This is a genomic window from Pseudomonas sp. DW-iso3 (assembly GCF_058725305.1).
Window position 1 is genome coordinate 298,539 of record NZ_JBZXDZ010000005.1, and the last position, 21,892, is coordinate 320,430.

General features: G+C 63.5%; 19 protein-coding genes. 15 read left to right on the forward strand and 4 right to left on the reverse strand.

Annotated elements, in window-relative coordinates; translation table 11 throughout:
- Positions 1 to 16: 16 nt before the first annotated feature.
- Positions 17 to 1,189 (reverse strand): ABC transporter substrate-binding protein, encoded by a 1,173-nt coding sequence (locus AC4PS7_RS16490; protein ID WP_492179621.1) that lies wholly within the window; start codon positions 1,187 to 1,189, stop codon positions 17 to 19.
- A gap of 186 nt (positions 1,190 to 1,375) precedes the next feature.
- Here AC4PS7_RS16490 and AC4PS7_RS16495 point away from each other — a divergent pair, with 186 nt between their 5' ends.
- Together AC4PS7_RS16495 and AC4PS7_RS16500 are read left to right on the forward strand one after the other, a co-directional pair.
- On the forward strand, positions 1,376 to 2,638 hold the full coding sequence (locus AC4PS7_RS16495) for a HAMP domain-containing sensor histidine kinase (protein ID WP_029529101.1): 1,263 nt from the start codon (positions 1,376 to 1,378) through the stop codon (positions 2,636 to 2,638).
- Positions 2,635 to 3,261, forward strand: coding sequence for a response regulator transcription factor (locus AC4PS7_RS16500; RefSeq protein ID WP_106119344.1), 627 nt, complete (start codon positions 2,635 to 2,637; stop codon positions 3,259 to 3,261). The genes AC4PS7_RS16495 and AC4PS7_RS16500 overlap by 4 nt, the downstream gene beginning before the upstream one ends.
- Positions 3,262 to 3,299: 38 nt before the next feature.
- Here the strand turns inward: AC4PS7_RS16500 and AC4PS7_RS16505 are convergent, their stop codons facing one another.
- Positions 3,300 to 3,947, reverse strand: a complete 648-nt coding sequence (locus tag AC4PS7_RS16505; protein WP_021492846.1) for a pentapeptide repeat-containing protein — start codon at positions 3,945 to 3,947, stop codon at positions 3,300 to 3,302.
- A gap of 78 nt (positions 3,948 to 4,025) precedes the next feature.
- Positions 4,026 to 5,918: a quinoprotein ethanol dehydrogenase gene (gene exaA, locus AC4PS7_RS16510; protein ID WP_021492845.1), complete on the reverse strand. Its 1,893-nt coding sequence runs from the start codon at positions 5,916 to 5,918 to the stop codon at positions 4,026 to 4,028.
- 255 nt (positions 5,919 to 6,173) lie between these two features.
- Here exaA and pedF point away from each other — a divergent pair, with 255 nt between their 5' ends.
- From pedF to AC4PS7_RS16560, 10 genes are all read left to right on the forward strand, one after another.
- Positions 6,174 to 6,635, forward strand: coding sequence for a cytochrome c-550 PedF (pedF, locus tag AC4PS7_RS16515; protein WP_042572089.1), 462 nt, complete (start codon positions 6,174 to 6,176; stop codon positions 6,633 to 6,635).
- Positions 6,636 to 6,638: 3 nt separating this feature from the next.
- Positions 6,639 to 7,514 carry a substrate-binding periplasmic protein gene (locus AC4PS7_RS16520; RefSeq protein WP_010209356.1) on the forward strand — a complete coding sequence of 292 codons (876 nt, stop codon included), beginning with the start codon at positions 6,639 to 6,641 and terminating at the stop codon, positions 7,512 to 7,514.
- Positions 7,515 to 7,523: 9 nt separating this feature from the next.
- A complete protein-coding gene (locus AC4PS7_RS16525) occupies positions 7,524 to 8,273 on the forward strand; it encodes a quinoprotein dehydrogenase-associated SoxYZ-like carrier (RefSeq protein WP_044287402.1) in 750 nt (249 codons plus the stop codon).
- 16 nt (positions 8,274 to 8,289) lie between these two features.
- Positions 8,290 to 9,222 (forward strand): quinoprotein relay system zinc metallohydrolase 1, encoded by a 933-nt coding sequence (locus tag AC4PS7_RS16530; RefSeq protein ID WP_154973247.1) that lies wholly within the window; start codon positions 8,290 to 8,292, stop codon positions 9,220 to 9,222.
- A gap of 126 nt (positions 9,223 to 9,348) precedes the next feature.
- On the forward strand, positions 9,349 to 11,124 hold the full coding sequence (locus tag AC4PS7_RS16535; protein WP_010209362.1) for a PQQ-dependent methanol/ethanol family dehydrogenase: 1,776 nt from the start codon (positions 9,349 to 9,351) through the stop codon (positions 11,122 to 11,124).
- A 121-nt stretch (positions 11,125 to 11,245) separates the two neighbouring features.
- The gene (gene exaC / locus AC4PS7_RS16540) at positions 11,246 to 12,766 is read left to right on the forward strand and encodes an acetaldehyde dehydrogenase ExaC (RefSeq protein WP_010209363.1); all 1,521 of its coding nucleotides are present in this window, start codon (positions 11,246 to 11,248) and stop codon (positions 12,764 to 12,766) included.
- A gap of 195 nt (positions 12,767 to 12,961) precedes the next feature.
- Positions 12,962 to 13,033 (forward strand): pyrroloquinoline quinone precursor peptide PqqA, encoded by a 72-nt coding sequence (pqqA, locus tag AC4PS7_RS16545; RefSeq protein WP_010209364.1) that lies wholly within the window; start codon positions 12,962 to 12,964, stop codon positions 13,031 to 13,033.
- 126 nt (positions 13,034 to 13,159) lie between these two features.
- On the forward strand, positions 13,160 to 14,323 hold the full coding sequence (ercA, locus tag AC4PS7_RS16550) for an alcohol dehydrogenase-like regulatory protein ErcA (protein ID WP_010209365.1): 1,164 nt from the start codon (positions 13,160 to 13,162) through the stop codon (positions 14,321 to 14,323).
- A complete protein-coding gene (locus AC4PS7_RS16555; protein ID WP_021492841.1) occupies positions 14,307 to 15,677 on the forward strand; it encodes an ATP-binding response regulator in 1,371 nt (456 codons plus the stop codon). The genes ercA and AC4PS7_RS16555 overlap by 17 nt, the downstream gene beginning before the upstream one ends.
- 79 nt (positions 15,678 to 15,756) lie before the next feature.
- Positions 15,757 to 17,235: a DASS family sodium-coupled anion symporter gene (locus AC4PS7_RS16560; RefSeq protein WP_492179622.1), complete on the forward strand. Its 1,479-nt coding sequence runs from the start codon at positions 15,757 to 15,759 to the stop codon at positions 17,233 to 17,235.
- 184 nt (positions 17,236 to 17,419) lie between these two features.
- Here AC4PS7_RS16560 and AC4PS7_RS16565 read toward each other — a convergent pair whose 3' ends face one another.
- Entirely contained in the window at positions 17,420 to 18,208 is a 789-nt protein-coding gene (locus tag AC4PS7_RS16565; protein WP_010209368.1) for an SDR family NAD(P)-dependent oxidoreductase, read from the reverse strand.
- A 177-nt stretch (positions 18,209 to 18,385) separates the two neighbouring features.
- Between AC4PS7_RS16565 and AC4PS7_RS16570 the strand changes: the two genes are divergently transcribed.
- The 3 genes from AC4PS7_RS16570 (at position 18,386) to AC4PS7_RS16580 (ending at position 21,875) form a co-directional block, all read left to right on the forward strand.
- A complete protein-coding gene (locus AC4PS7_RS16570) occupies positions 18,386 to 18,973 on the forward strand; it encodes a TetR/AcrR family transcriptional regulator (protein WP_137205531.1) in 588 nt (195 codons plus the stop codon).
- Between the two features lie 116 nt (positions 18,974 to 19,089).
- A complete protein-coding gene (locus tag AC4PS7_RS16575) occupies positions 19,090 to 20,733 on the forward strand; it encodes an MFS transporter (protein WP_492179623.1) in 1,644 nt (547 codons plus the stop codon).
- A complete protein-coding gene (locus tag AC4PS7_RS16580; protein WP_492179624.1) occupies positions 20,730 to 21,875 on the forward strand; it encodes an HlyD family secretion protein in 1,146 nt (381 codons plus the stop codon). Before AC4PS7_RS16575 ends, AC4PS7_RS16580 begins: the two co-directional genes overlap by 4 nt.
- Positions 21,876 to 21,892: the final 17 nt, after the last annotated feature.

Here is a 21,892-nt window from a genome sequence, read left to right on the forward strand (position 1 = left end):
TATTGTGGGTAGGTGATCAAGGGAAGCGGCAGGTCACCTCGGGTTTGTCATAGCCCAGGCTGTCCATTTCGTTGGTGGGGTGCAGGAAGCCGTCCTGGGGCGAGGTGCTGACCAGCGCGCGGGGTTGCACGATGGGAATCGGTTGGCGCAGTTGGCCGTTCCAGGGGCGGTAGCTGAGCTTGCGGCCCTTGAAACCATCCAGGGGCAGTTGCTCGCTGATTTCCAGTTGACGGATCGCCATGGGCTCGACCTGGCGCAACTTGCTCACTGCACTGGCGATGCTGCGCACGGCCATCCAGGCGGCGAAGTCGCGGTCGTTCATCCAGCGCCCGGCCAGGGCCTCGAAGCGTTTCTGCAATTGGGCGGCGCCGTAGGTCTCGACGGTTTTGTGCCAGCCGGTGGGCGTCAGGCCCTGAGTGCCGGCGACGGGGCGCGGGTACCAGGTCTGGTAGGGCACGTACTCGCCGAAGTCGCCGCGCTCGTCGGCCACCAACACCACGTCGTATTCGGCGGTCTGGGTGAACAGCGGCATATCCGCCTGGGCGCTGCGGCGTTGGTCGTTGTCGAAGCGCCAGGCCTTTTCCGCCACCCACTGCACGCCGAAGCGTTTGGCGGCGCGACGCAGGGCGGCGGCGTAGGCCTGGTCATCCTCGGTGGGGCCGACGATCAACAACGCTTTCTGCCATTTGCGCACGACCAGGAACTGCGCCAGCGCATCGGCGAGCATCGCGCGGCTGGGCAGCGTATGCAGCACGTTGCCCAGGCAGGCGGTGCTGCGCAGGCTGTCATCCGGGCTGCCGGCATTGAACAGCAGGCTGTCGGGCAGCGCCGCGCTGAGTTGGCGCAGGCTGGCGGCAGGCGCGTTGACCACGAACAGGCGCAGGCCTCGGGCATGCTGGGCTTGGGCGGCGGCGAGCAGGGCGTCTGGGGTGTCTACCGTGGCGGTCGTCAGGCTATAGCGCTGGTTGAGAAAGGCGCCGGTGCTGTTGCTGTCGAGGATCGCCAGTTCAGCGCCGCGCTGCCCGGCATCGGCAGGCTCGGGAATGACGTTCGACAGCAGCGGGCCCGGATCGGGCCGATAACCCAGGTAGCCGATCTGCACCTGCAAGGGCGCTTCAGCGGCCTGGCCGTTGGCGGCCCAGGCGATTGCCAGCAGGCAGATCACGGCGTAGGGGGCGAGCTGGCGCATAAGGCACTCCATGACAGGTAGCGCCAGCATAGGAACCCTGAACGTCGCTGCAAATATGCAGAAAGTAGCGCTGGGGCAGTACCAAGGTAGTAGCCCCGCGCAGCGAGTGCGGTCTTAGCATGGATCCCTAACGGTCTTATTCACAGGAGTGACACGAGCATGCGCGTTTTCACCACCCGGCCCGGCCTGTCGGCCCTGTGGCGCATCAACCTGTGGGTGTGCGGCTTCTTCGCCCTGGTGACCTGCGCCTGCACCGCGCTGTTGCTGCACCAGGCCCTGGCCGATGTGGAGCACGAGCTGCAATCGGCCGAAGCGGTGGTGCACTACCTGAGCGAAACCGCCGAGCGCGACCCGGCCAGCCTGCAACCCCACCTCACCGCGAGTTTGCGCCATGTACGTGTGCGCTGGCTGGCGAGCGGCGACACCGCGCAAGCGCCGGCCCCGGACGGGCTGGACGCCTGGCTCGGGCGCCTGCTGTTTGCCGAGGCACGACGCAGTGCCCAGGTGCTGGACTTGTCGGACGGTCGGCGCGTGTCCATCGCCGTCGACCCTCGGGATGAGATCGATGAGGTCTGGGATTCCCTGCAACAACTGCTGGGCCTGTGCGCCCTGGCCCTGGTGTTGAGCCTGTTGACCATCCGCTGGGCGGTGCGCCGTGGCATGGGCGTGTTGGATGAATTACTGCGCGCGCTGCAACAGGTGTGCGCCGGCCAGCTCAACGTGCGCCTGCGCAGTAAAGGCGCGCCGGAAGCACGGCAGTTGGCGCTGCACTTCAACCGCATGACCGACGCCCTGGAGCAGGCGCGTACCGATAACACCCGGCTCACCCAGACCCTGCTGGCGGTGCAGGAACAGGAGCGCACCCACCTGGCCCAGACCCTGCACGATGACCTCGGTCAATACCTGGCCGGCATTCGCGCCCAGGCCTGCCTGTTGCGCGTGGTCACCGACCAGCCGCATCTGCTGGCGTCCACCGTGGCGCAATTGGAGGATCACTGCGAGCACTTGCAGCAAGGCTTCAGGGCGCTGGTCCACGATCTCTATCCGGTGGCCCTGCAACACCTGCCGATGGCCGAGGCGTTTTCGATGCTGGTCACGCAGTGGCAGGCCAGCCACGGCATTCCCTGCCACCTGCAAGTCAGTACGGACCTGCCGCTGTTGCCCGGCGCCAGCAAGACCCATCTGTACCGTCTGCTCCAGGAAGCCCTGACCAACATCCTGCGGCATGCCGACGCCAGCCAGGTGCACGTGCGTCTGCAACATCGCGGTTCGCGCCTGCGCCTGTGGGTGCGTGATAACGGTCGCGGTGCAGACACGCCCCAGCGGCCCGGCGTGGGCCTGTATTCGATGGCCGAACGCGCCCGCTGCCTGGGCGGCGAATTGAAGATCATCAGCCAGCCCGGCGCCGGCTGGGCGTTGGCGTTGAACGTGCCGTTGGAGGCTTCATGAATATTCTGTTGGTGGATGACCACGCTGTGGTGCGCCAGGGTTATGCCAGCCTGCTGCGCGCGCTGCTGCCGGCCGTTGAAGTGCGCGAGGCGGCCAGTGGTGAAGAAGCGTTGAGCCGGGTCCAGGAAGCGCTGCCGCACCTGGTGATCATGGACTTCGGCTTGCCGGGCATCAGCGGCCTGGAAACCACCCGTCGCCTGCGCCAGCGCCTGCCGCACCTGCGTGTGCTGTTTTTCAGCATGCACGACGAGCTGCCCCTGGTGCGCCAGGCCCTGGACGCCGGGGCCTCAGGCTACCTGACCAAAACCTCGGCACCCGAGGTGTTGATCGAAGCGGTGCGGCGCATCCTCGACGGCCATGCCTACATCGAGCAGGCCCTGGCCACCGAACTGGCCTATACCCCCAGCGATCAACGCTTGCAGGGCATGACCCCGCGTGAACTGGAGATTTTCCTGATGCTGGCCAGGGGCACGCCCACCCGAGCGATTGCCGACCAGCTGAATATCAGCAGCAAGACCGTGTCCAATCACCTGACCTTGCTCAAGAGCAAATTGCAGGTGAGTTCCCATGCCGAGCTGGTGCACCTGGGGATCGACATGGGGGTGGTGCGGGTGTTTGGATAACTGGGCGTGCACAAAACCCACATTTCATTAGCGTCGTTTCAGCGATCCCAGGTCGTTGGGCAATCCTGGCAACCCTCCATATTGGCATCCTGGAAGTTCGCATAGTGCTGGCGACTGCCGGTGAGGGTGGCCTGTTCCAGGTTGCTCTCGCCGAACTTGGCTTCCTGCAGGTTGGCGTCGCTGAGGTCGGCACCTTGCAGGTCGGCCTTGCTCAGCCAGGTCATCTCCAGGTCGGCCGCACGCAGGTTGGCCTTGTGCATTTTTGCCCCGGACAGCCGCGCAAACTGCAGGTAGGCCGCACTGAGGTTGGCGTTTTCGAACTGCGCCCCCTGGGCAAACAGGCCCCAGCCCTGGATCGCCATCAGCGTGGCGCCGCTGAAGTTGGCCAGGCGCAGGTTGGCCTGTTGCAGGCTGGCGCGGGTCAGGTTGGCGCCTTGCAGCTGGGCTTTTTCCAGGTTAGCCAGGTCGAGGTTGGCATGCCGCAGATCCGCCTCGCGCAGGTCGGCGCCGGCCAGGTTCATCTTGCTCAAGTCCTGGTTGCGCAAATCGGCGCCCTTGAGGTTGGCGCCGGGGCATTGGCTGTGTTCGGCGAGGGTGCAGCCGTTGATGATCAGCGGGGCGTCGTCGCCATCGTCGGCGTGCGCCAGGGGCAGGGAGAGCAGGAGTAACAAGGGCAGGTAGTTCATCGTGCAACCTCTAGGGATCCTGTGGTGAGCGGGGCAAGCCCGCTCATCACAAAAGGCGGTCCGGTCATCTCGCAAGGGTTACTTCTGGGCGGTCTTGTTATCCCAGCTCGGGATCTTGAACACCCAGAACGACCCGCCCTGTGCCACCGGCTTGGTCAGCTCGGCCATGTCGCCGCCCCACAACGGCACCGCGCCGCCATAGCCGACGGTTACGCCGACATATTGCTCGCCATCCTGCTCCCAGGTGATCGGCGGCGAGACGATGCCGCTGCCGGTCTGGAACTTCCACAGCTCCTTGCCGGTTTTGGCGTCGAAAGCCTTGAAGAAGCCGTCGCCGGTGCCGGTAAACACCAGGTTGCCCTTGGTGGCCAGCACGCCGGCCCACAGCGGCAAGGCTTCCTTGTGCTCCCACACCACCTTCCCGGTAGTTGGGTTCATCGCACGCAGGGTGCCGACGTGGTCGTCATACATGCGCTTGATGCGAAAGCCCATGCCCAGGTACGCCGAGCCCTTCTTGTAGTTGACCTCTTCGGTCCAGTATTCCTCTTTCCACTGGTTGCCGGGGATGTAGAACAGCCCGGTGTCCTGGCTGTAGGCCATGGGGTTCCAGTTCTTGCCACCCAGGAACGGCGGCGAGACTTCCACCGGTTTGCCTTTGGTTTCACCCGGCAATGGCTTGGCCGGACGCTGGCCTTCGTTCTCCACCGGACGCCCGGTCTTCAGGTCGATATGGCTGGCCCAGGTGATGTTGTCGACGAAGGGGAAGGCGTTCTGCAGCTTGCCGTTATTGCGGTCCACCACATAGAAAAAACCATTGCGGTCGGCGTGGCCGGTGGCCTTGACCACTTTGCCGTCCTTGTCCTTGTAGTCGAACAGCACCAGCTCGTTGTTGCCGGAGAAGTCCCAGGCGTCGTTCGGGGTGTGCTGGTAGAACCACTTCACTTCGCCGGTGCTGGGGTCGACGCCGACCTGGCCCGAGGTGTAGAGGCTGTCGAAGTCGTGGGGGTTGCCGTCCTTGGCGGTGCGCGCCCAGGTGTTCCACGGGCCGGGGTTGCCGGCGCCGACGATGATCGTATTGGTCTCGGCATCGAAGCTTGCGCTCTGCCAAGGGGCGCCGCCGCCGTGGCTCCAGGCCTCGACCTTGCCGGTTTCGGTGGTCGGGTCATCCGGCCACGAAGGGGCCTTGACGTCGCCGGTCGGCGTGCTGTCCTTGCCGTTCAGACGGCCCATATGGCCCTCCACGAACGGGCGCATCCATACTTCTTCGCCAGTGTCCGGGTCGCGGGCAAACAGCTGGCCGACCACGCCGAATTCATCGCCGGAGCTGCCGTGGATCAGCAGCACCTTGCCGCTGACCTTGTCTTTGATCAGCACCGGAGCGCCGGTCAGGGTGTAGCCGGCGGCGTGGTCGCCGAACTTCTTGTTCCACACCACTTTGCCGGTGTTCTTGTCGAGGGCGATCAGGCGCGCGTCGAGGGTGCCGAAGTAGATCTTGTCGCCGAAGATCGCCGCACCCCGGTTGACCACGTCACAGCACGGGCGAATGTTGTCGGGCAGGCGGTGGTTGTAGGTCCACAGGCGCTTGCCAGTCTTGGCGTCGAGGGCGAACACGCGGGAGTAGGAGCCGGTGACGTAGACCACGCCGTCGCTGACGATGGCCTGGGACTCCTGGCCGCGTTGCTTCTCGTCGCCGAACGAGTAGGACCAGGCCGGGGTGAGCTTGAACACGTTCTTGTCGTTGACCTGGGCCAGCGGGCTCCAGCGCTGGGCGTTGGTGCCCATGCCGTATTGCAGCACGTCCTGGGTGGTCAGGTGGTCGTTGGCGATGTCTTCCCAGGTGACAGTGCGCGTCGGCTTGGCGGGTTCGGCGGCCGCGAACGTTACAGCACTGAGGGACAGGCTGCCCACCAGCACAAAGGCTTGCACGGCAAGGCTTAAAGGTGAGCGGGCGGGTAGCGATCTTATTGTCATGGTTGCAGTTCCCAGTGGAGGTTTTGGCCTGCACAGGGTGGAGCGCCGGGGCGCCGGGCGGATACGGAAAAAGTCCCGCTGTGGCCGGGAAGACTTCCCGGGGCGCCGCTGTTTTAGGCGTGCCCCACAAGCCCTACTACCAAGGGAGGAGAGGGCGGCCACCAAAGCAGCATACGGCCCATGTCCCGGGGTTTCTAAGATGGTTGCCATAGCCTCTGCAATGAGGTTTTGCGTGCAATCCTGAGGGCAAAAATAATGACAACAAAACACAATGCCTTGCTCGTCGCCGGGCTGTTGGTCGGTGTGATCGCCGCGGGCTCCGCCTGGGCCCATGGTGACGTGGTCCCGCAAGCGGTGGAAACCCAGGGCCTGACCTCGATCAAGGACGCCGGCGTGCCGGTCAACGAAGACGGCTGGGCGGCGGTCAATCCGTACCGCACCTCGCCTGAACACGATCGCGCCGTGGAGATTGGTTCGTCCGCCTACAACCAGAACTGCGCCGCCTGCCACGGCCTGGAAGCCAAGTCCGGCGGCATCGCCCCCGACCTGCGCATGCTCGATGTGGGCGAAGCCGGTGATGAGTGGTTCGTCGAGCGCGTGCGCCATGGCGCGGTGCGTGACGGCCGCGTGTACATGCCGAAAATGGCCGACTACCTGAGCCAGGAAGCCTTGTGGGCCGTGCGCACCTACCTGGATACCGTGCACGTCGAGGAGTAAGCCATGCGCCTGTTCGCTTATGTGCTTGGCCTGGCCCTGCTGTGTTGCCAGCCGGCACAGGCGCAGGTGCGCAGCTATGACCAGATGATCGCCGCCGGCGACATCAACGTGGCGGTGTACAAGGACTTTGCCCCCTACAGTTTCGAAGACGGCGCCACCGCGCGCGGGGTCGACGTGGAGCTGGCCCAGGCCCTGGCCACGGCGCTGGGGGTACGGCTCACGTTGATCTGGGCGCCGGCCGGCGAGAAGCTCGACGACGACCTGCGCGACTACATCTGGCGTGGCAGCCAGTTGCACAACCAGCAACTGGCCGACCTGATGATGCGCGCGCCCTACGATCGCGATTACGCACAGAAGCGCAACGACCAGGGCGAACTGGAAAACGGCCATGTGGTGATGTTCGGGCCGTATCAGAACGAACAATGGCAGGTGGCTTACGACCGTCGGCGCCTGGACAGGGTTGCCAGCGTGGCGGTGTTCGAGCAGCACCCGATTGGCGTCGAAGTCGACAGCGTGCCGTCGTTCTACCTCACCTCGGTGTTCAATGGCATGCTCGCCGCCAAGACCCATCACTATCCCGACGTCCCCCAGGCCTTTGCGGCGATGAAAGCCGGTGAGGTCGATGCGGTGATGGCGATGCGCGGCGAAGTCGATTGGCAGGTGCATGAAGCCCACGACCCGCAACTGGCCCTCGCTGAAAACGCCTACCCGAACATGGGCAAGCAGCGCTGGGAGATCGGCATGGCGGTGCACGAGAGCAATCGCCAGTTGGCCTACGCGGTGGAAGAGGCGCTGGAAGGCTTGATCCGCGACGGCGCGGTGCAAGCCATCTATGCCCGTTACGGCCTGCAGTATGAAGTCCCCGAGATGTATCAATAGGAGCAGGCGATGAACTGGCGACTGAGCTGCATCTTGGCGTGCTGGCTGCCGCTGGCGGCTCACGCCGTGGAGGTCGACCCGGTGCCGTCGGTGATGTGGGCGTTTTATCACAAGCAGTTCCTGGCCGAGGCGCCGTTCGTGTTCGACGACCGAGTCAAGCTGCTCGCGCCGCCGTTCGCCGAAGATGCGCGCCAGGTGCCGCTGGAAATCGACGCCCGCGCCTTCAACGGCCATGTGGTGAAAATCCTCGCCTGGGCCGAGCTCAACCCATTGCCGAAAATCGTCGACTTCCAACCCAAGACCGGCGTGCTGCCGTGGCTGTCGCTGCGGATTCGTATCGAGCAGGCCACGCCGTTGCGGGCGGCGGTGCTCACCGATGACGGGCTGTGGCATGTGGGCTCGACCCTGATCGACGCGGCCGGTGGCGGCTGCACCGCGCCCAGCGTGGTACGCACCCAGCCGGGCTGGGAAGAGCACATCGGCGAAGTGCTCGGCGGCCGTTACCCGCGGGGCGAGTTCAGCCGCGTACGTGTGCAGGTGGCGCACCCGATGGACAATGGCATGGTCAGCGGCATCCCCGAGTTTTTTATCAACCATGCACAACTGCTTGGCCGGGACGGCCAGGTGTTGGCTGATCTTGAGCTATTCCCGGCGGTCAGCGAAAACCCCAACCTGGCCTTCGACATCGACGCGCCGGGGCCTACTCGGCTGGTGCTGCGCGACAACAGCGGCAATGAGTTCGACGCGGCCATCCCCTGACCAGAAGGAGCGCGGCATGCGCTGGATTCTATTGTTATGCCTGGGCCTGAGCCTGCCCGCCCTGGCGGACCTCGACTACGCCCTCAAGCCCCGATTGATCGCCGATGACACCTGGCTGCTTGAAGGCAGCACCGACAATTTTGCCAAGGCCAATGGCGGCAATATCGTCAACACCGCCTTCATTGTCACCGAGGCTGGCGTGGTGGTGATCGACACCGGACCGTCGCGGCGCTATGGCGAAGCCATGCGCGAGGCCATCGCCCGCGTCACCCCCAAGCCGGTGACCCAGGTGCTGATTACCCACCATCACCCCGACCATGCGCTGGGCAACCAGGCCTTCAAGGACGTGCCCATCGGCGCCCTGGCCGAGACCACGCGGCTGCTGCACGAGCAGGGCGACGGCATGGCGGAAAATCTCTACCGCATGGTCGGCGACTGGATGCGCGGTACCGAGGTGGTATTGCCGACCCAGGTGCTGGAACCCGGTGTGCTGAGCGTCGGCCGCCACGACTTGCGCTTGCTCGCGCTCACCGGCCACACCGGCGCCGACCTGGCGATCTTCGACCAGAGTACCGGCGTGCTGTTCGCCGGCGACCTGGTATTTTACCAGCGCGCGCTCACCACCCCCAACAGCCCGGGGCTGGCGGTGTGGCTGACCGACCTCGGCACCCTGCAAGCCTTGCCCTGGAGCCTGATCGTGCCCGGCCATGGCCCGGTGGCCAGCGACGCGCAGCCCTTCACGCAGATGCGCGACTACCTGACCTGGCTCGATCAACTGCTGCGTGACGGCGCGGCCCACGGCAGCGACATGGCCGAGATGATCCGCAGCCCCATCCCTGAACGCTTCGCCACGATCAGCCTGAGCCGCTATGAACTGATCCGCAGCGTCAGCCACCTGTACCCGCGTTACGAGCGCGAACGGATGCAACGCGTGGATTCGGCGCGCTGACCCGCTACTAAGGAACTAGCAAACTCGATACTGCGGTCAATTGTGACAACTGCCCCTGCGCCCAAGAATCTGCTCCAGACCGGGAAAATTTCCCGGGTATAACAAAAAACCGCAGAGGTAGCCGTCATGACCCAACCCGCACGCCGCCAACCCTTCGCCTTGAGTGTGTTGCTCGGTGCCATCCTGTTGTCAGGCCAGGCCATGGCCTCGGTGACCGATGAGGAAATTCTCCAGGACCCGAAAAACCCCGGGCAGATCGTCACCAACGGCCTGGGCGTGCAGGGCCAGCGCTACAGCCCCCTCGACACCCTGAACGTCGATAACGTGAAGGAACTGCGACCGGTCTGGGCGTTTTCCTTTGGCGGCGAGAAGCAGCGTGGGCAACAGGCGCAGCCGATGATCAAGGATGGGGTGATGTACCTCACCGGTTCCTACTCGCGGGTGTTCGCGGTGGATGCGCGCACCGGCAAGAAGCTCTGGCAGTACGATGCGCGTCTGCCCGATGACATTCGCCCGTGCTGTGACGTGATCAACCGTGGCGTGGCGCTGTACGGCGACCTGGTGTTCTTCGGCACCCTCGACGCCAAGCTGGTGGCGCTGAACAAAGACACCGGTAAAGTGGTGTGGAGCAAGAAAGTCGCCGACCACAAAGAAGGCTACTCCATCAGCGCCGCGCCCCTGGTGATCAACGGCAAGCTGATTACCGGTGTGGCCGGTGGCGAGTTCGGCGTGGTGGGCAAGATCGAAGCCTATGACCCGAAAAACGGTGAACTGCTTTGGAGTCGCCCGACGGTCGAAGGCCATATGGGCTACGTCTATAAAGACGGCAAGGCGGTGGAGAACGGTATCTCCGGTGGCGAGGCGGGCAAGACCTGGCCCGGAGATCTGTGGAAAACCGGCGGCGCCGCACCGTGGCTGGGCGGCTACTACGACCCGGAAACCAACCTGCTGCTGTTCGGTACCGGCAACCCGGCGCCGTGGAACTCGCACCTGCGCCCTGGCGACAACCTCTACTCGTCCTCGCGCCTGGCGCTGAACCCGGACGACGGCACCATCAAGTGGCACTTCCAGACCACGCCCCATGACGGCTGGGACTATGACGGCGTGAACGAGCTGGTCTCCTTCAACTACACGGAAGGTGGCAAAGAGATAAAAGCTGCCGCCACAGCCGACCGTAACGGCTTCTTCTACGTGCTTGATCGCACCAACGGCAAGTTCATCCGTGGTTTCCCGTTTGTCGACAAGATCACCTGGGCCACCGGCCTGGACAAGGACGGTCGGCCGATCTACAACGACGCCAGCCGCCCTGGCGCTCCGGGCAGCGAAGCCAAGGGCACCTCGGTGTTCGTCGCACCGGCGTTCCTGGGCGCGAAAAACTGGATGCCGATGGCCTATAACCGCGACACCGGGTTGTTCTACGTGCCATCCAACGAGTGGGGCATGGACATGTGGAACGAAGGCATCGCCTACAAGAAGGGCGCGGCGTTCCTCGGTGCGGGCTTCACTATCAAACCATTGAACGAAGACTATATCGGCGTGCTGCGCGCCATTGACCCGAAGACCGGCAAGGAAGTCTGGCGCCACAAGAACTTCGCGCCGCTGTGGGGCGGGGTGCTGACCACCAAGGGCAACCTGGTGTTCACCGGCACGCCGGAAGGCTTCCTGCAGGCGTTCAATGCCAAGACCGGCGAGAAAGTCTGGGAATTCCAGACCGGCTCCGGCGTGCTCGGCTCGCCTGTGACCTGGGAAATGGACGGCGAACAGTACGTCTCGGTGCTCTCGGGCTGGGGCGGTGCAGTGCCGTTGTGGGGCGGTGAAGTGGCCAAGCGCATCAAGGACTTCAACCAGGGCGGCATGCTCTGGACCTTCAAGCTGCCCAAAGAGCTGGTCGCCAAACACTGAATCTACGACCAAATGACAAGCGCCCCCCTGCCAACGGCGCATTCGCCCGGGAACGGGGGCTCTTTACTATCGGGTCATCGCCTGTTGACCGACAGGCCCGGACCCAGACAGAGGCTTTAACATGATCTACGCACAACCTGGCACCCCTGGCGCCATCGTCAGCTTCAAGCAGCGCTACGGTAATTACATCGGCGGTGAGTTCGTCGCCCCGCTCAGCGGTGAATACTTCACCAACACTTCGCCGGTGACCGGTGAAGTGATCGCCGAATTCCCGCGCTCCAACGCCGCCGATATCGACAAGGCCCTCGACGCTGCCCATGCCGCCGCCGACGCCTGGGGCAAAACCTCGCCTCAGGATCGCTCCCTGGTGCTGCTGAAAATCGCCGACCGTATCGAGCAGCACCTCGAAGTGCTGGCCGTGACCGAAAGTTGGGACAACGGCAAGGCCGTGCGCGAAACCCTCAACGCCGACGTGCCTCTGGCCGCTGACCACTTCCGCTACTTCGCTGGCTGCATCCGCGCCCAGGAAGGCGGCGCCGCAGAGATCAACGAACACACCGCGGCCTATCACTTCCATGAGCCATTGGGCGTGGTCGGGCAGATCATTCCGTGGAACTTCCCGCTGCTGATGGCCGCCTGGAAACTCGCCCCGGCCCTGGCCGCCGGTAACTGCATCGTGCTCAAGCCGGCCGAGCAGACGCCGCTGTCGATCATGGTGTTTGCCGAGTTGATCAATGACCTGCTGCCACCGGGCGTGCTGAACATCGTCCAGGGCTTTGGCCGCGAAGCCGGGGAGGCACTGGCCACCAGCAAGCGCATCGCCAAGATCGCGTTCACCGGCTCGACCCCCATCGGTGCGCACATCATGCATGCCGCCGCCGAGAACCTCATTCCTTCTACCGTGGAACTGGGCGGCAAGTCGCCGAACATCTTCTTCGAAGACATCATGCAGGCCGAGCCGCAGTTCATCGAAAAAGCCGCCGAAGGCCTGGTGCTGGCGTTCTTCAACCAGGGTGAAGTGTGCACCTGCCCGTCGCGGGCGCTGGTGCAGGAGTCGATCTACGACGACTTCATGAAAGTGGTGATGAAGAAGATCGTCAAGATCAAGCGCGGCAACCCGCTGGACACCGAAACCATGGTTGGCGCCCAGGCGTCCGAGCAGCAATACGACAAGATCCTCTCCTACCTCAAGATCGCCCAGGAAGAGGGCGCCGAGCTGCTCACCGGCGGCGCAGCCGAGCGCCTGGAGGGCGACCTGTCCAGCGGTTACTACATCCAGCCGACCTTGCTCAAGGGCCACAACAAGATGCGCGTGTTCCAGGAAGAAATCTTCGGCCCGGTGGTGGGCATCACCACCTTCAAGGACGAAGCCGAAGCCCTGGCGATTGCCAATGACAGCGAGTTCGGCCTCGGCGCCGGGCTGTGGACCCGCGACATCAACCGTGCCTACCGCATGGGCCGGGCGATCAAGGCCGGGCGCGTGTGGACCAACTGTTATCACCTGTACCCGGCGCATGCGGCGTTTGGCGGCTACAAGAAGTCGGGCGTGGGGCGTGAGAACCACAAGATGATGCTCGATCACTACCAGCAGACCAAGAATTTGCTGGTGAGCTACGACATCAATCCGCTGGGTTTCTTCTAACCCTCTGACTGCAATGCGGTCTCCTGTGGGAGGGGCGGTGCGACGATTCGACTTGCTCCCTCCCACATTTTGCTCCCTGTACATTCGCGACTAATGCAGTGTGGCATTTACTTCGAAAGTAGCATTCGCCCCCCAATCCCCCCATGCATTAATGCCCATACCGGAATCTTCCGGCACAACAAGAGGACTCTCCCTATGTGGACCAAACCCGCCTTCACCGACCTGCGTATCGGCTTCGAAGTGACCATGTACTTCGCCAGCCGCTGATCCATCTCCGGCCAGCCTTGTGCTGGCCGGTGCGGTATTGGGAATGACCCTTTGGTCTGATTGCATTCGCCCCGGAATGGGTTAGTGTGAAGCGCATCTACCAAAATAATAACAACAGGCTTTCCAATGAGCCCCAATCTGAGCCTCCTACGTAAATTCGTCTCGCCTGAAATCATCTTTGGTGCCGGCTGTCGGCATAACGTCGGTAACTATGCCAAGACCTTTGGCGCGCGCAAGGTGTTGGTGGTCAGCGACCCCGGGGTGATCGCCGCCGGTTGGGTCGCCGATGTGGAAGCCAGCCTGCAAGCCATCGGCATCGACTATTGCCTGTACAGCGCCGTGTCGCCCAACCCGCGCGTTGAAGAAGTGATGCTCGGCGCCGAGGTGTACCGCGAAAACCACTGCGACGTGATCGTGGCCATTGGCGGCGGCAGCCCCATGGACTGCGGCAAGGCCATCGGCATTGTGGTCGCCCATGGGCGCTGCATCCTCGAGTTCGAAGGCGTGGACACCATTCGTGTGCCGAGCCCACCGTTGATCCTGATCCCCACCACCGCCGGCACGTCGGCGGATGTCTCGCAGTTCGTGATCATTTCCAATCAGCAGGAACGCATGAAGTTCTCCATCGTCAGTAAGGCGGTGGTGCCGGATGTGTCGCTGATCGACCCGGAAACTACGGCGAGCATGGACCCGTTCCTGTCCGCCTGTACCGGCATCGACGCGCTGGTGCATGCCATCGAGGCGTTCGTGTCTACCGGCCACGGCCCGCTGACCGATCCCCATGCGCTGGAAGCCATGCGCCTGATCAACGGCAACCTGGTGCAGATGATCGCCAACCCCGGTGACATTGCCCTGCGCGAGAAGATCATGCTCGGCAGCATGCAGGCCGGCCTGGCGTTCTCCAATGCAATCCTCGGCGCGGTGCATGCCATGTCTCACAGCCTCGGCGGGTTTCTCGACCTGCCCCACGGGCTATGCAACGCAGTGCTGGTGGAGCATGTGGTGGCGTTCAACTACAACTCGGCGCCGGAGCGCTTCAAGGTGATCGCCGAGACCTTTGGCATCGATTGCCGGGGCCTCAGCCATCGGCAGGTTTGCGCGCGGCTGGTGGAGCATCTGATTGCACTGAAACACGCCATCGGCTTTCACGAAACCCTCGGTTTGCATGGGGTGCGCGTGGCGGATATTCCGTTCCTGTCCCGGCATGCGATGCACGACCCGTGCATCCTCACTAACCCGCGCGAGTCCAGCCAGCGTGACGTCGAGGTCGTGTATGGCGAAGCGCTCTGAAGATCAGCAACAGGCCCTGGCCGGGCTGCTGGGCCTGGGCAATCACTCGGCGCGCAAGAGCCACTACCCGGAACTCACCGCGCGTCTCGACGAACTGGAGGCCGAGCGCAACCGCTATATCCGTCTCAACGATGAGCTGGAGCAGCGCGTGGCGGTGCGCACCGATGAACTGCTGGAAGCCAACCGTAACCTGCAACAGCAGATTGCCCAGCGCGAGCAGGTCGAGCAGGAGTTGCGCGATGCGCGCGACGCCGCCGAGGCTGCCAACCGCAGCAAGGATAAATACCTCGCCGCCGCCAGCCACGACCTGCTGCAACCGCTTAACGCGGCGCGGTTGCTGATCTCGACCCTGCGCGAACGCAACTTGCCCAGCGTCGAGCAGGTGCTGGTGGAACGTACGCACCAGGCCCTGGAAGGCGCCGAGGATTTGCTCACCGACCTGTTGGATATTTCGCGGCTCGATCAGGCGGCGGTCAAGCCCGACGTGGCGCTGTATCGCCTGGATGAGCTGTTTGCGCCGCTGGTCTCGGAGTTCCAGTCGGTGGCGCTGGCGGCCGGCCTCAACCTGCGCGCGCGCACCGGCCATTATGCGATTCGCACCGACTTGCGCCTGGTGACGCGAATCCTGCGCAACTTCCTCAGCAACGCCTGCCGCTACACCGACGAGGGCTGCATCCTGCTCGGCGCACGCCGCCGTGGCGATTGCCTGCGCCTGGAGGTGTGGGACACCGGGCGCGGCATCGCGGCCGACCGGCTCGACGCGATCTTCCTTGAATTCAACCAGCTCGATGTCGGCCGTGCTTCGGACCGCAAAGGCGTGGGGCTGGGCCTGGCGATTGTCGAGCGCATCGCCGAGATCCTCGGCTACCCGGTGGCGGTCCGTTCGTGGCCGGGGCGTGGCTCGATGTTCAGTATCGAGGTGCCCATCAGCGAAGAGATGCCCCTGGCGATCAGCCAACTGCCGGTGCTACCGACCACGGGCAACCCGCTGCCGGGGCGGCGCCTGCTGGTGATCGATAACGAGGTGAGCATCCTCGACAGCATGCGCGCCCTGCTGGCGCAGTGGGGCTGTGAGGTGATCACCGCCACCGACCAGGCCGGGGCGTTGCTGGCACTGCAGGGCAGGGCGCCGGAGTTGATCCTCGCCGACTACCACCTCGACCACGGCGTGGTGGGCTGTGCGGTGGTCAAGCACCTGCGCGAGCATTTCGCGCAGAACATCCCCGCCGTGATCATCACCGCCGACCGCACCGACCAGTGCCGTCGCGTGCTGCGCCGCCTGGACGCGCCGTTGTTGAACAAACCGCTCAAGCCCGGCAAGTTGCGGGCGGTATTGAGCCAGTTATTGACCTAGGGTCTTGATACCCGTCAACACCCGTTGCGGCGCTTTGCCCCATGCTGCGGGCCTGATTCAGAGCCCGACGGAGCCCGCCATGAACGCCCCCGCAACAACCGCAGCATCCTTCAAGTTGCCCCTGGGCCTGGTGATCGGCGTACTGGTGATGGTCGGCGTGCTGCTGTTGCCGCTGCCCGCCGACCTGCCGGTAGCCGGGCAGCGCATGCTGGCGATCCTCGCGTTTGCCGTGGTGGTGTGGATCACCGAGGCGGTGTCTTATGAAGCCAGCGCGATCATGATCACCTCGCTCATGGCGTTTTTGCTCGGCACGGCGCCGTCGCTGCAAGACCCCACGCACCTGATCGGCTCCAGCCCGGCCATCAGCATGGCACTCACCGGCTTTTCAAATCCGGCGCTGGCGCTGGTGGCAGGCGCGTTGTTCATCGCGGCGGCAATGACCCACACCGGCCTGGACCGGCGCATCGCTCTGGTGACCCTGACCCGCGTCGGCACCAGCACCCGCGGCATTCTGCTGGGGGCGATTGCGGTGACGATCCTGCTCAGCCTCGTCGTCCCCAGCGCCACCGCGCGCAGCGCTTGTGTGGTGCCGATCATGATGGGCGTGGTCGCAGCGTTCGGCGTGGACAAACGCTCCAATATCGCCGCCGGCCTGATGATCGTGGTGGCCCAGGGCACCAGTATCTGGAACGTCGGTATCCAGACCGCCGCCGCGCAAAACCTGCTGACCGTGGGCTTTATGGACAAGATGCTCGGCCAGCGCGTGTCGTGGATCGACTGGCTGATCGCCGGCGCGCCGTGGGCGGTGATCATGTCGGCGGTGTTGCTGTTCCTGGTAATCAAGCTGTTACCGCCGGAAACCGACAGCATCCCGGGCGGCAAGGAGGCCGTGGCCCAATCCCTGGTAGACATCGGTCCGATGACCGGGCCGCAGAAACGTTTGCTGACATTGTCGGTGCTATTGCTGTTGGCGTGGGCGACGGAAGGGCGCCTGCACCCTTTCGACACCACCTCGACCACCTACGCCGGGCTGGTGTTCCTGCTGCTGCCGGGGGTTGGAGTGATGACCTGGAAGGACGTGCAATCGCGCATTCCATGGGGCACCGTGATTGTGTTCGGCGTTGGGATCAGCCTTGGTACGGCGCTGCTGACCACTCAGGCCGGGCAATGGCTGGGCTCCCAGGTGGTGGCGCACACCGGCCTTGATCAGGTCGGGCCGCTGGGGGTGTTTGCGATCCTGGGGGCGTTTCTGATTGTGATCCACCTGGGCTTTGCCAGCGCCACGGCGCTGACTTCGGCGCTGTTGCCGATCCTGATTGCCGTGCTGCAGACCTTGCCGGGGGAGTTCAACCGGTTGGGCATGACCATGCTGTTGGGGTTTGTGATGAGCTACGGGTTTATCCTGCCGATCAATGCGCCGCAGAACATGGTGTGCCTGGGGACCGGGACGTTTACGGCACGGCAGTTCGCCAAGGTGGGGATTTTGGTGACGTTGATCGGGTATGGGTTGATGTTGGTGTTTGCGGCGACTTACTGGAGTTGGCTCGGTTGGATCTGATTGGGAATGCGTTTCTGGGTGCACAGGAGATCCAATGTGGCAGGCGGCTGAATCTCCGACTTAGCGCTGTCGCACAGCAAACTGGAAGCCCCAAAACCAGCCACTGCGCAATATCGGGTACACCGCATTCGTCCTGCATTGGGGGCGCTTCGCACCCCAACAGTTCTTATGGTTCGCGTGACTATCACACCTTGGCTTGATAGCGCTCGGCGACGGCCGATTGGCGGATCTCTGACAGCAAACCTTGGCGGGCGGCCTGCAGAGCATCCCAGCGGGCGGCGTCTTGCAATGGCGGAATGGTCACTGGCTCGCGACGATCAAAACCGACCAGCGCAGCATCGACCAGCTCGTCCACGCTCATGATTTCGCTCAGGGTATTGATGTCGATGCCCGCGCGATCCCAGATTTCCGTGCGGGTGGCGGCTGGCAGGACAGCTTGCACGTAGACGCCTTTGGGTGAGAGCTCAAGGCTCAGCCCCTGGGATAGAAACAGCACAAACGCTTTGGTTGCACCGTAGACGCTCATGCCGAATTCCGGTGCCAGCCCCACCACCGAGCCGATGTTGATAATCGCGCCGCTACCGGCGTGTGCCAGGCGTGGCGCGATGGCGCTGGCAAGTCGCACCAAGGCGGTGGTATTGAGCGCGACCAGGTTGGTAACGCTGTCGATGGATTGCTCGATGAAGCTACCGGAGAGGGCGGCGCCCGCATTGTTCACCAGGATGCCGATACTGGCGTCATCACGCAGGCGTGCTTCGACGCTGGTCAGATCGCTGGTTTGAGTCAGGTCGGCCTGGATCACGTCAATGGAAACCGCGTGTTTCTCACGCAGCCGCGAGGCCAATGCGTCTAGCCGGCCTTTGTCGCGGGCAACCAGCACCAGGTTATGCCCACGCTGGGCAAAACGCTCGGCGTAGGTCGCGCCAATGCCTGTTGAGGCGCCGGTAATCAGTACGGTTTCTGGGGTGCTCATAAGTAGATGCTCTTGAGTGTTCAGGATGGTCAGAGACGGCGATCCGCGCCGTACCGTCGCAGAGACATGCGCTGGTGGTTTTATGATGTTGGTCATAATCAAAGCTGTCAACAGTTTTGATTATGACCGACATCATAGTATAGTCAGACCATTGTTCAGGAGTTCCAGGGGTGCGAAATGAAGATCACCAAAACGCAATCACTCGCCAACCGAGCGCATATTGTGGAGACGGCGTCAGAGCTGTTTCGTGAGCGTGGCTATGATGGTGTGGGTGTGGCAGAACTCATGGCGACTGCAGGTTTTACCCAGGGGGGCTTCTATAAACACTTCGGCTCCAAAGCCGACTTGATGGCCGAAGCGGCCGAAAACAGCCTGGCAAAGTCCCTGTCGAGTACGTGCGATCTCGACGTGCCGGGATTTGTAAACCTGTACGTGTCCAGGGATCACAGAGACGGCAGGGGAGAGGGGTGCACCCTGGCAGCCCTGTGTGGTGACGCCGCCCGTCAGTCGGATGATCTGAAGGCGACCTTTGCCAGTGGCGTTGAAAATACGCTGGCAGCCCTTGAGGACAAGTACACGGCGGGTGTGGATGTCACCCGCCAAGAGGTCCGCACGAAAATGATCAACCTGCTGGCCCACGCAGTCGGTGCGGTCATGCTGTCGCGGGCGTGTCCGGATGACTCGGAACTCGCGGATGAGATCCTGCAAACGTGCCGCGCTGAGATAATCGCATTGCTGCCATCGAGTAAAGAAAACAGCGCATGAGTGGCAAGATGGGCGTTAACCGATGCGCCCAAGATGGCAAGATGAACCCCGCTCAGGTTTACTACTCTGAGTAATGGTTTTACCGACGTCACCCGTCGGGTCATCTAGGTCATCGAATGGATAAATACACCCCCCACACCTGGGAACCCCACGAGCGCCCGAGCCTGCCCGGTTCGCCGTCGACGCCGTGGCACCCCACCCACAAGCGCTGGCTGTATGCGCTGGTGGGCGTGCTGGTGGCGATCACCGGTGGCCTGGGCAACGCGCTGGTCATCGCCAACCTGCAATACCTGCAAGGCGCCCTCGGGGCGACCACTGCGGAAATGGCCTGGCTGCCCGCCGCCTATGTGATGACTAACGTGTGCATGAACCTGCTGCTGGTGAAGTTTCGCCAGCAATTCGGCCTGCGTGCGTTTACCGAGGTGTTCCTGGTGCTCTACGCGCTGGTGACCTTCGGCCACTTGTTCGTCAACGACCTCAACTCGGCCATCGCCGTACGGGCGGCCCACGGCATGGTCGGCGCCGCGCTGAGCTCGTTGGGCTTGTACTACATGATCCAGGCGTTCCCGGCCAAGTGGCGGTTGAAGTCGCTGGTACTGGGGTTGGGCACCGCGCAACTTGCTTTACCCTTGGCGCGCCTGTTCTCCGAAGACTTGCTGCAAATCGCCGAGTGGCGTGGTCTGTACCTGTTCGAGCTGGGCATGGCACTCATCTGCCTGGGTTGCGTGTTCCTGCTTAAACTTCCACCCGGCGACCGCTTCAAGACGTTTGAAAAACTCGATTTCCTCACCTTCGCCATCCTCGCCAGCGGCGTGGCCCTGCTGTGCGCGGTGCTGTCCCTGGGGCGCATAGACTGGTGGCTTGAAGCCCCTTGGATCGGCATTGCCTCAGCCTGTTCCCTGGTGCTGATCATGGCGGGCCTGGCCATCGAACATAACCGCGCCAATCCGATGTTGATGACCCGTTGGCTGGGCAGCGGTGTGATGATCCGCCTGGCGCTGGCGGTGATCCTGATTCGCATGGTGCTGTCCGAGCAGTCCACTGGCGCGGTGGGGTTCATGCAGATGTTGAACATGAGCTACCAGCAGATGCACACCCTTTACGTGGTGATGCTCGCCGGGGCGATTGCCGGGTTGGTGGTCAGTGCCTTGACCATCAACCCGGCGCACCTGTTGATGCCGCTGGTAATTTCCCTGGCGCTGATGGCCACCGGCTCGGTGATGGACAGTTTCTCCAGCAACCTCACGCGCCCGCAGAACCTGTACATCAGTCAGTTCCTGCTAGGCTTCGGCGGAACGTTCTTCCTTGGCCCGACCATGGTATTGGGCACCAAGAACGTGCTGACCAACCCGCGCAACCTGGTGAGTTTTTCGGTGATGTTCGGTATCTGCCAGAACCTCGGCGGCTTGATTGGCGCGGCGTTGCTGGGCACCTTCCAGATCGTGCGCGAGAAGTATCACTCCAGCATGATCGTCGAGCACATGACCCTGCTCGACCCACGTGTGGCCGCACGGGTGCAGAGCGGCGGCTCGGCCTACGGCGGCATTGTCGCCGACCCGGAACTGCGTAATCTCATGGGCATCCGCAGCCTGGCCACCGCGGCGACCCGTGAGGCCAATGTCATGGCCTACAACGATGTGTTCATGCTGATCGCGATTATCGCGATCCTGACCATGATCTGGATCTTTATCCGCAGTCTGTGGCTGATGAGCACCACTAAAGCAGCCACTCCCGTTCAACCCAGCGGCGCACCTTCATGACCGAATCGACCACCACGACCACCAACGCCATCGCCGCCACCCCGGAAGGCACCACGCCGCCCGGCGCCACGGTCACCGAGCCGCGCTCACTGCGCGTGCGCATCCTCTCGTCCCTGGGCTTTGTCGCGATTGCCATCGTCGGGGTGCTGATCGTGCTGTATGCCTGGCAATTGCCGCCGTTCAGCAGCGCGGTGGAAACCACCGAGAACGCCCTGGTGCGTGGCCAGGTGACCATCATCGGCCCACAGCTCAGCGGCTATGTGTTCGAGGTGCCGGTGCAGGACTTCCAGTACGTCAAGGCCGGCGACCTGCTGGTGCGCCTGGATGACCGCATCTACAAGCAGCGCCTCGACCAGGCGCTGGCGCAACTGGCGGTGCAGAAGGCCGCGCTGGCCAATGTGGTGCAGCAACGCAACAGTGCCGAAGCCACCATCAAGCTGCGCCAGGCAGCCTTGGCGGACAGCCAGGCCCAGGCGCGCAAGAGCACCGCCGATTTGCGCCGCAATGAAGAACTGATCAGCGACGGTTCGGTGTCCAAGCGTGAGCTGGACGTAACCCGCGCGGCCAACGCGCAGACCATCGCCGCCGTGGCGCAAGCCCAGGCCAGCCTGGAAATCGCCCGGCAGGACCTGCAAACGGTGATCGTCAATCGCGGCTCCCTGGAAGCGGCGGTGGCGAGTGCCGAGGCGGCGGTGGAGTTGGCGCGTATCGACCTGTCCAACACCCGCATCACCGCGCCGCGCGATGGTCAGCTCGGGCAGATTGGTGTGCGTCTGGGGGCCTACGTCAACTCCGGCGCACAGTTGATGGCGCTGGTGCCGCCGCAGTTGTGGGTGATCGCCAATATGAAGGAAACCCAGATGGACAACGTGCAGGTCGGCCAGCCGGTGACCTTCACGGTGGATGCACTGAACCATCGCAAATTCCATGGCACGGTGCAGCATATTTCCCCGGCCACGGGGTCGGAATTCAGCCTGTTGCAGGCGGACAACGCGACGGGCAACTTTGTGAAGATTGCCCAGCGCGTGCCGGTAAGGATTACGGTGGACCCGGACCAGGCCGAGAGCGAGCGGTTGCGGCCAGGGTTGTCGGTTGTCGTGAGTATCGATACCGCCGGCCGCCTCAAAAACTCACCACCTTGAGCATGGCGCTGATCCCT

Bases quoted from the DNA above. Each gene is read 5' to 3' on its own strand.
- pedF (WP_042572089.1), top strand. From the start codon at position 6,174: ATGACAACAAAACACAATGCCTTGCTCGTCGCCGGGCTGTTGGTCGGT.
- AC4PS7_RS16490 (WP_492179621.1), bottom strand. From the start codon at position 1,189: ATGCGCCAGCTCGCCCCCTACGCCGTGATCTGCCTGCTGGCAATCGCC.
- exaC (WP_010209363.1), top strand. From the start codon at position 11,246: ATGATCTACGCACAACCTGGCACCCCTGGCGCCATCGTCAGCTTCAAG.
- AC4PS7_RS16565 (WP_010209368.1), bottom strand. From the start codon at position 18,208: ATGAGCACCCCAGAAACCGTACTGATTACCGGCGCCTCAACAGGCATT.
- AC4PS7_RS16500 (WP_106119344.1), top strand. From the start codon at position 2,635: ATGAATATTCTGTTGGTGGATGACCACGCTGTGGTGCGCCAGGGTTAT.
- exaA (WP_021492845.1), bottom strand. From the start codon at position 5,918: ATGACAATAAGATCGCTACCCGCCCGCTCACCTTTAAGCCTTGCCGTG.
- AC4PS7_RS16580 (WP_492179624.1), top strand. From the start codon at position 20,730: ATGACCGAATCGACCACCACGACCACCAACGCCATCGCCGCCACCCCG.
- AC4PS7_RS16505 (WP_021492846.1), bottom strand. From the start codon at position 3,947: ATGAACTACCTGCCCTTGTTACTCCTGCTCTCCCTGCCCCTGGCGCAC.
- AC4PS7_RS16560 (WP_492179622.1), top strand. From the start codon at position 15,757: ATGAACGCCCCCGCAACAACCGCAGCATCCTTCAAGTTGCCCCTGGGC.
- AC4PS7_RS16525 (WP_044287402.1), top strand. From the start codon at position 7,524: ATGAACTGGCGACTGAGCTGCATCTTGGCGTGCTGGCTGCCGCTGGCG.
- AC4PS7_RS16575 (WP_492179623.1), top strand. From the start codon at position 19,090: ATGGATAAATACACCCCCCACACCTGGGAACCCCACGAGCGCCCGAGC.
- AC4PS7_RS16570 (WP_137205531.1), top strand. From the start codon at position 18,386: ATGAAGATCACCAAAACGCAATCACTCGCCAACCGAGCGCATATTGTG.
- AC4PS7_RS16530 (WP_154973247.1), top strand. From the start codon at position 8,290: ATGCGCTGGATTCTATTGTTATGCCTGGGCCTGAGCCTGCCCGCCCTG.
- AC4PS7_RS16520 (WP_010209356.1), top strand. From the start codon at position 6,639: ATGCGCCTGTTCGCTTATGTGCTTGGCCTGGCCCTGCTGTGTTGCCAG.
- ercA (WP_010209365.1), top strand. From the start codon at position 13,160: ATGAGCCCCAATCTGAGCCTCCTACGTAAATTCGTCTCGCCTGAAATC.
- AC4PS7_RS16535 (WP_010209362.1), top strand. From the start codon at position 9,349: ATGACCCAACCCGCACGCCGCCAACCCTTCGCCTTGAGTGTGTTGCTC.
- AC4PS7_RS16555 (WP_021492841.1), top strand. From the start codon at position 14,307: ATGGCGAAGCGCTCTGAAGATCAGCAACAGGCCCTGGCCGGGCTGCTG.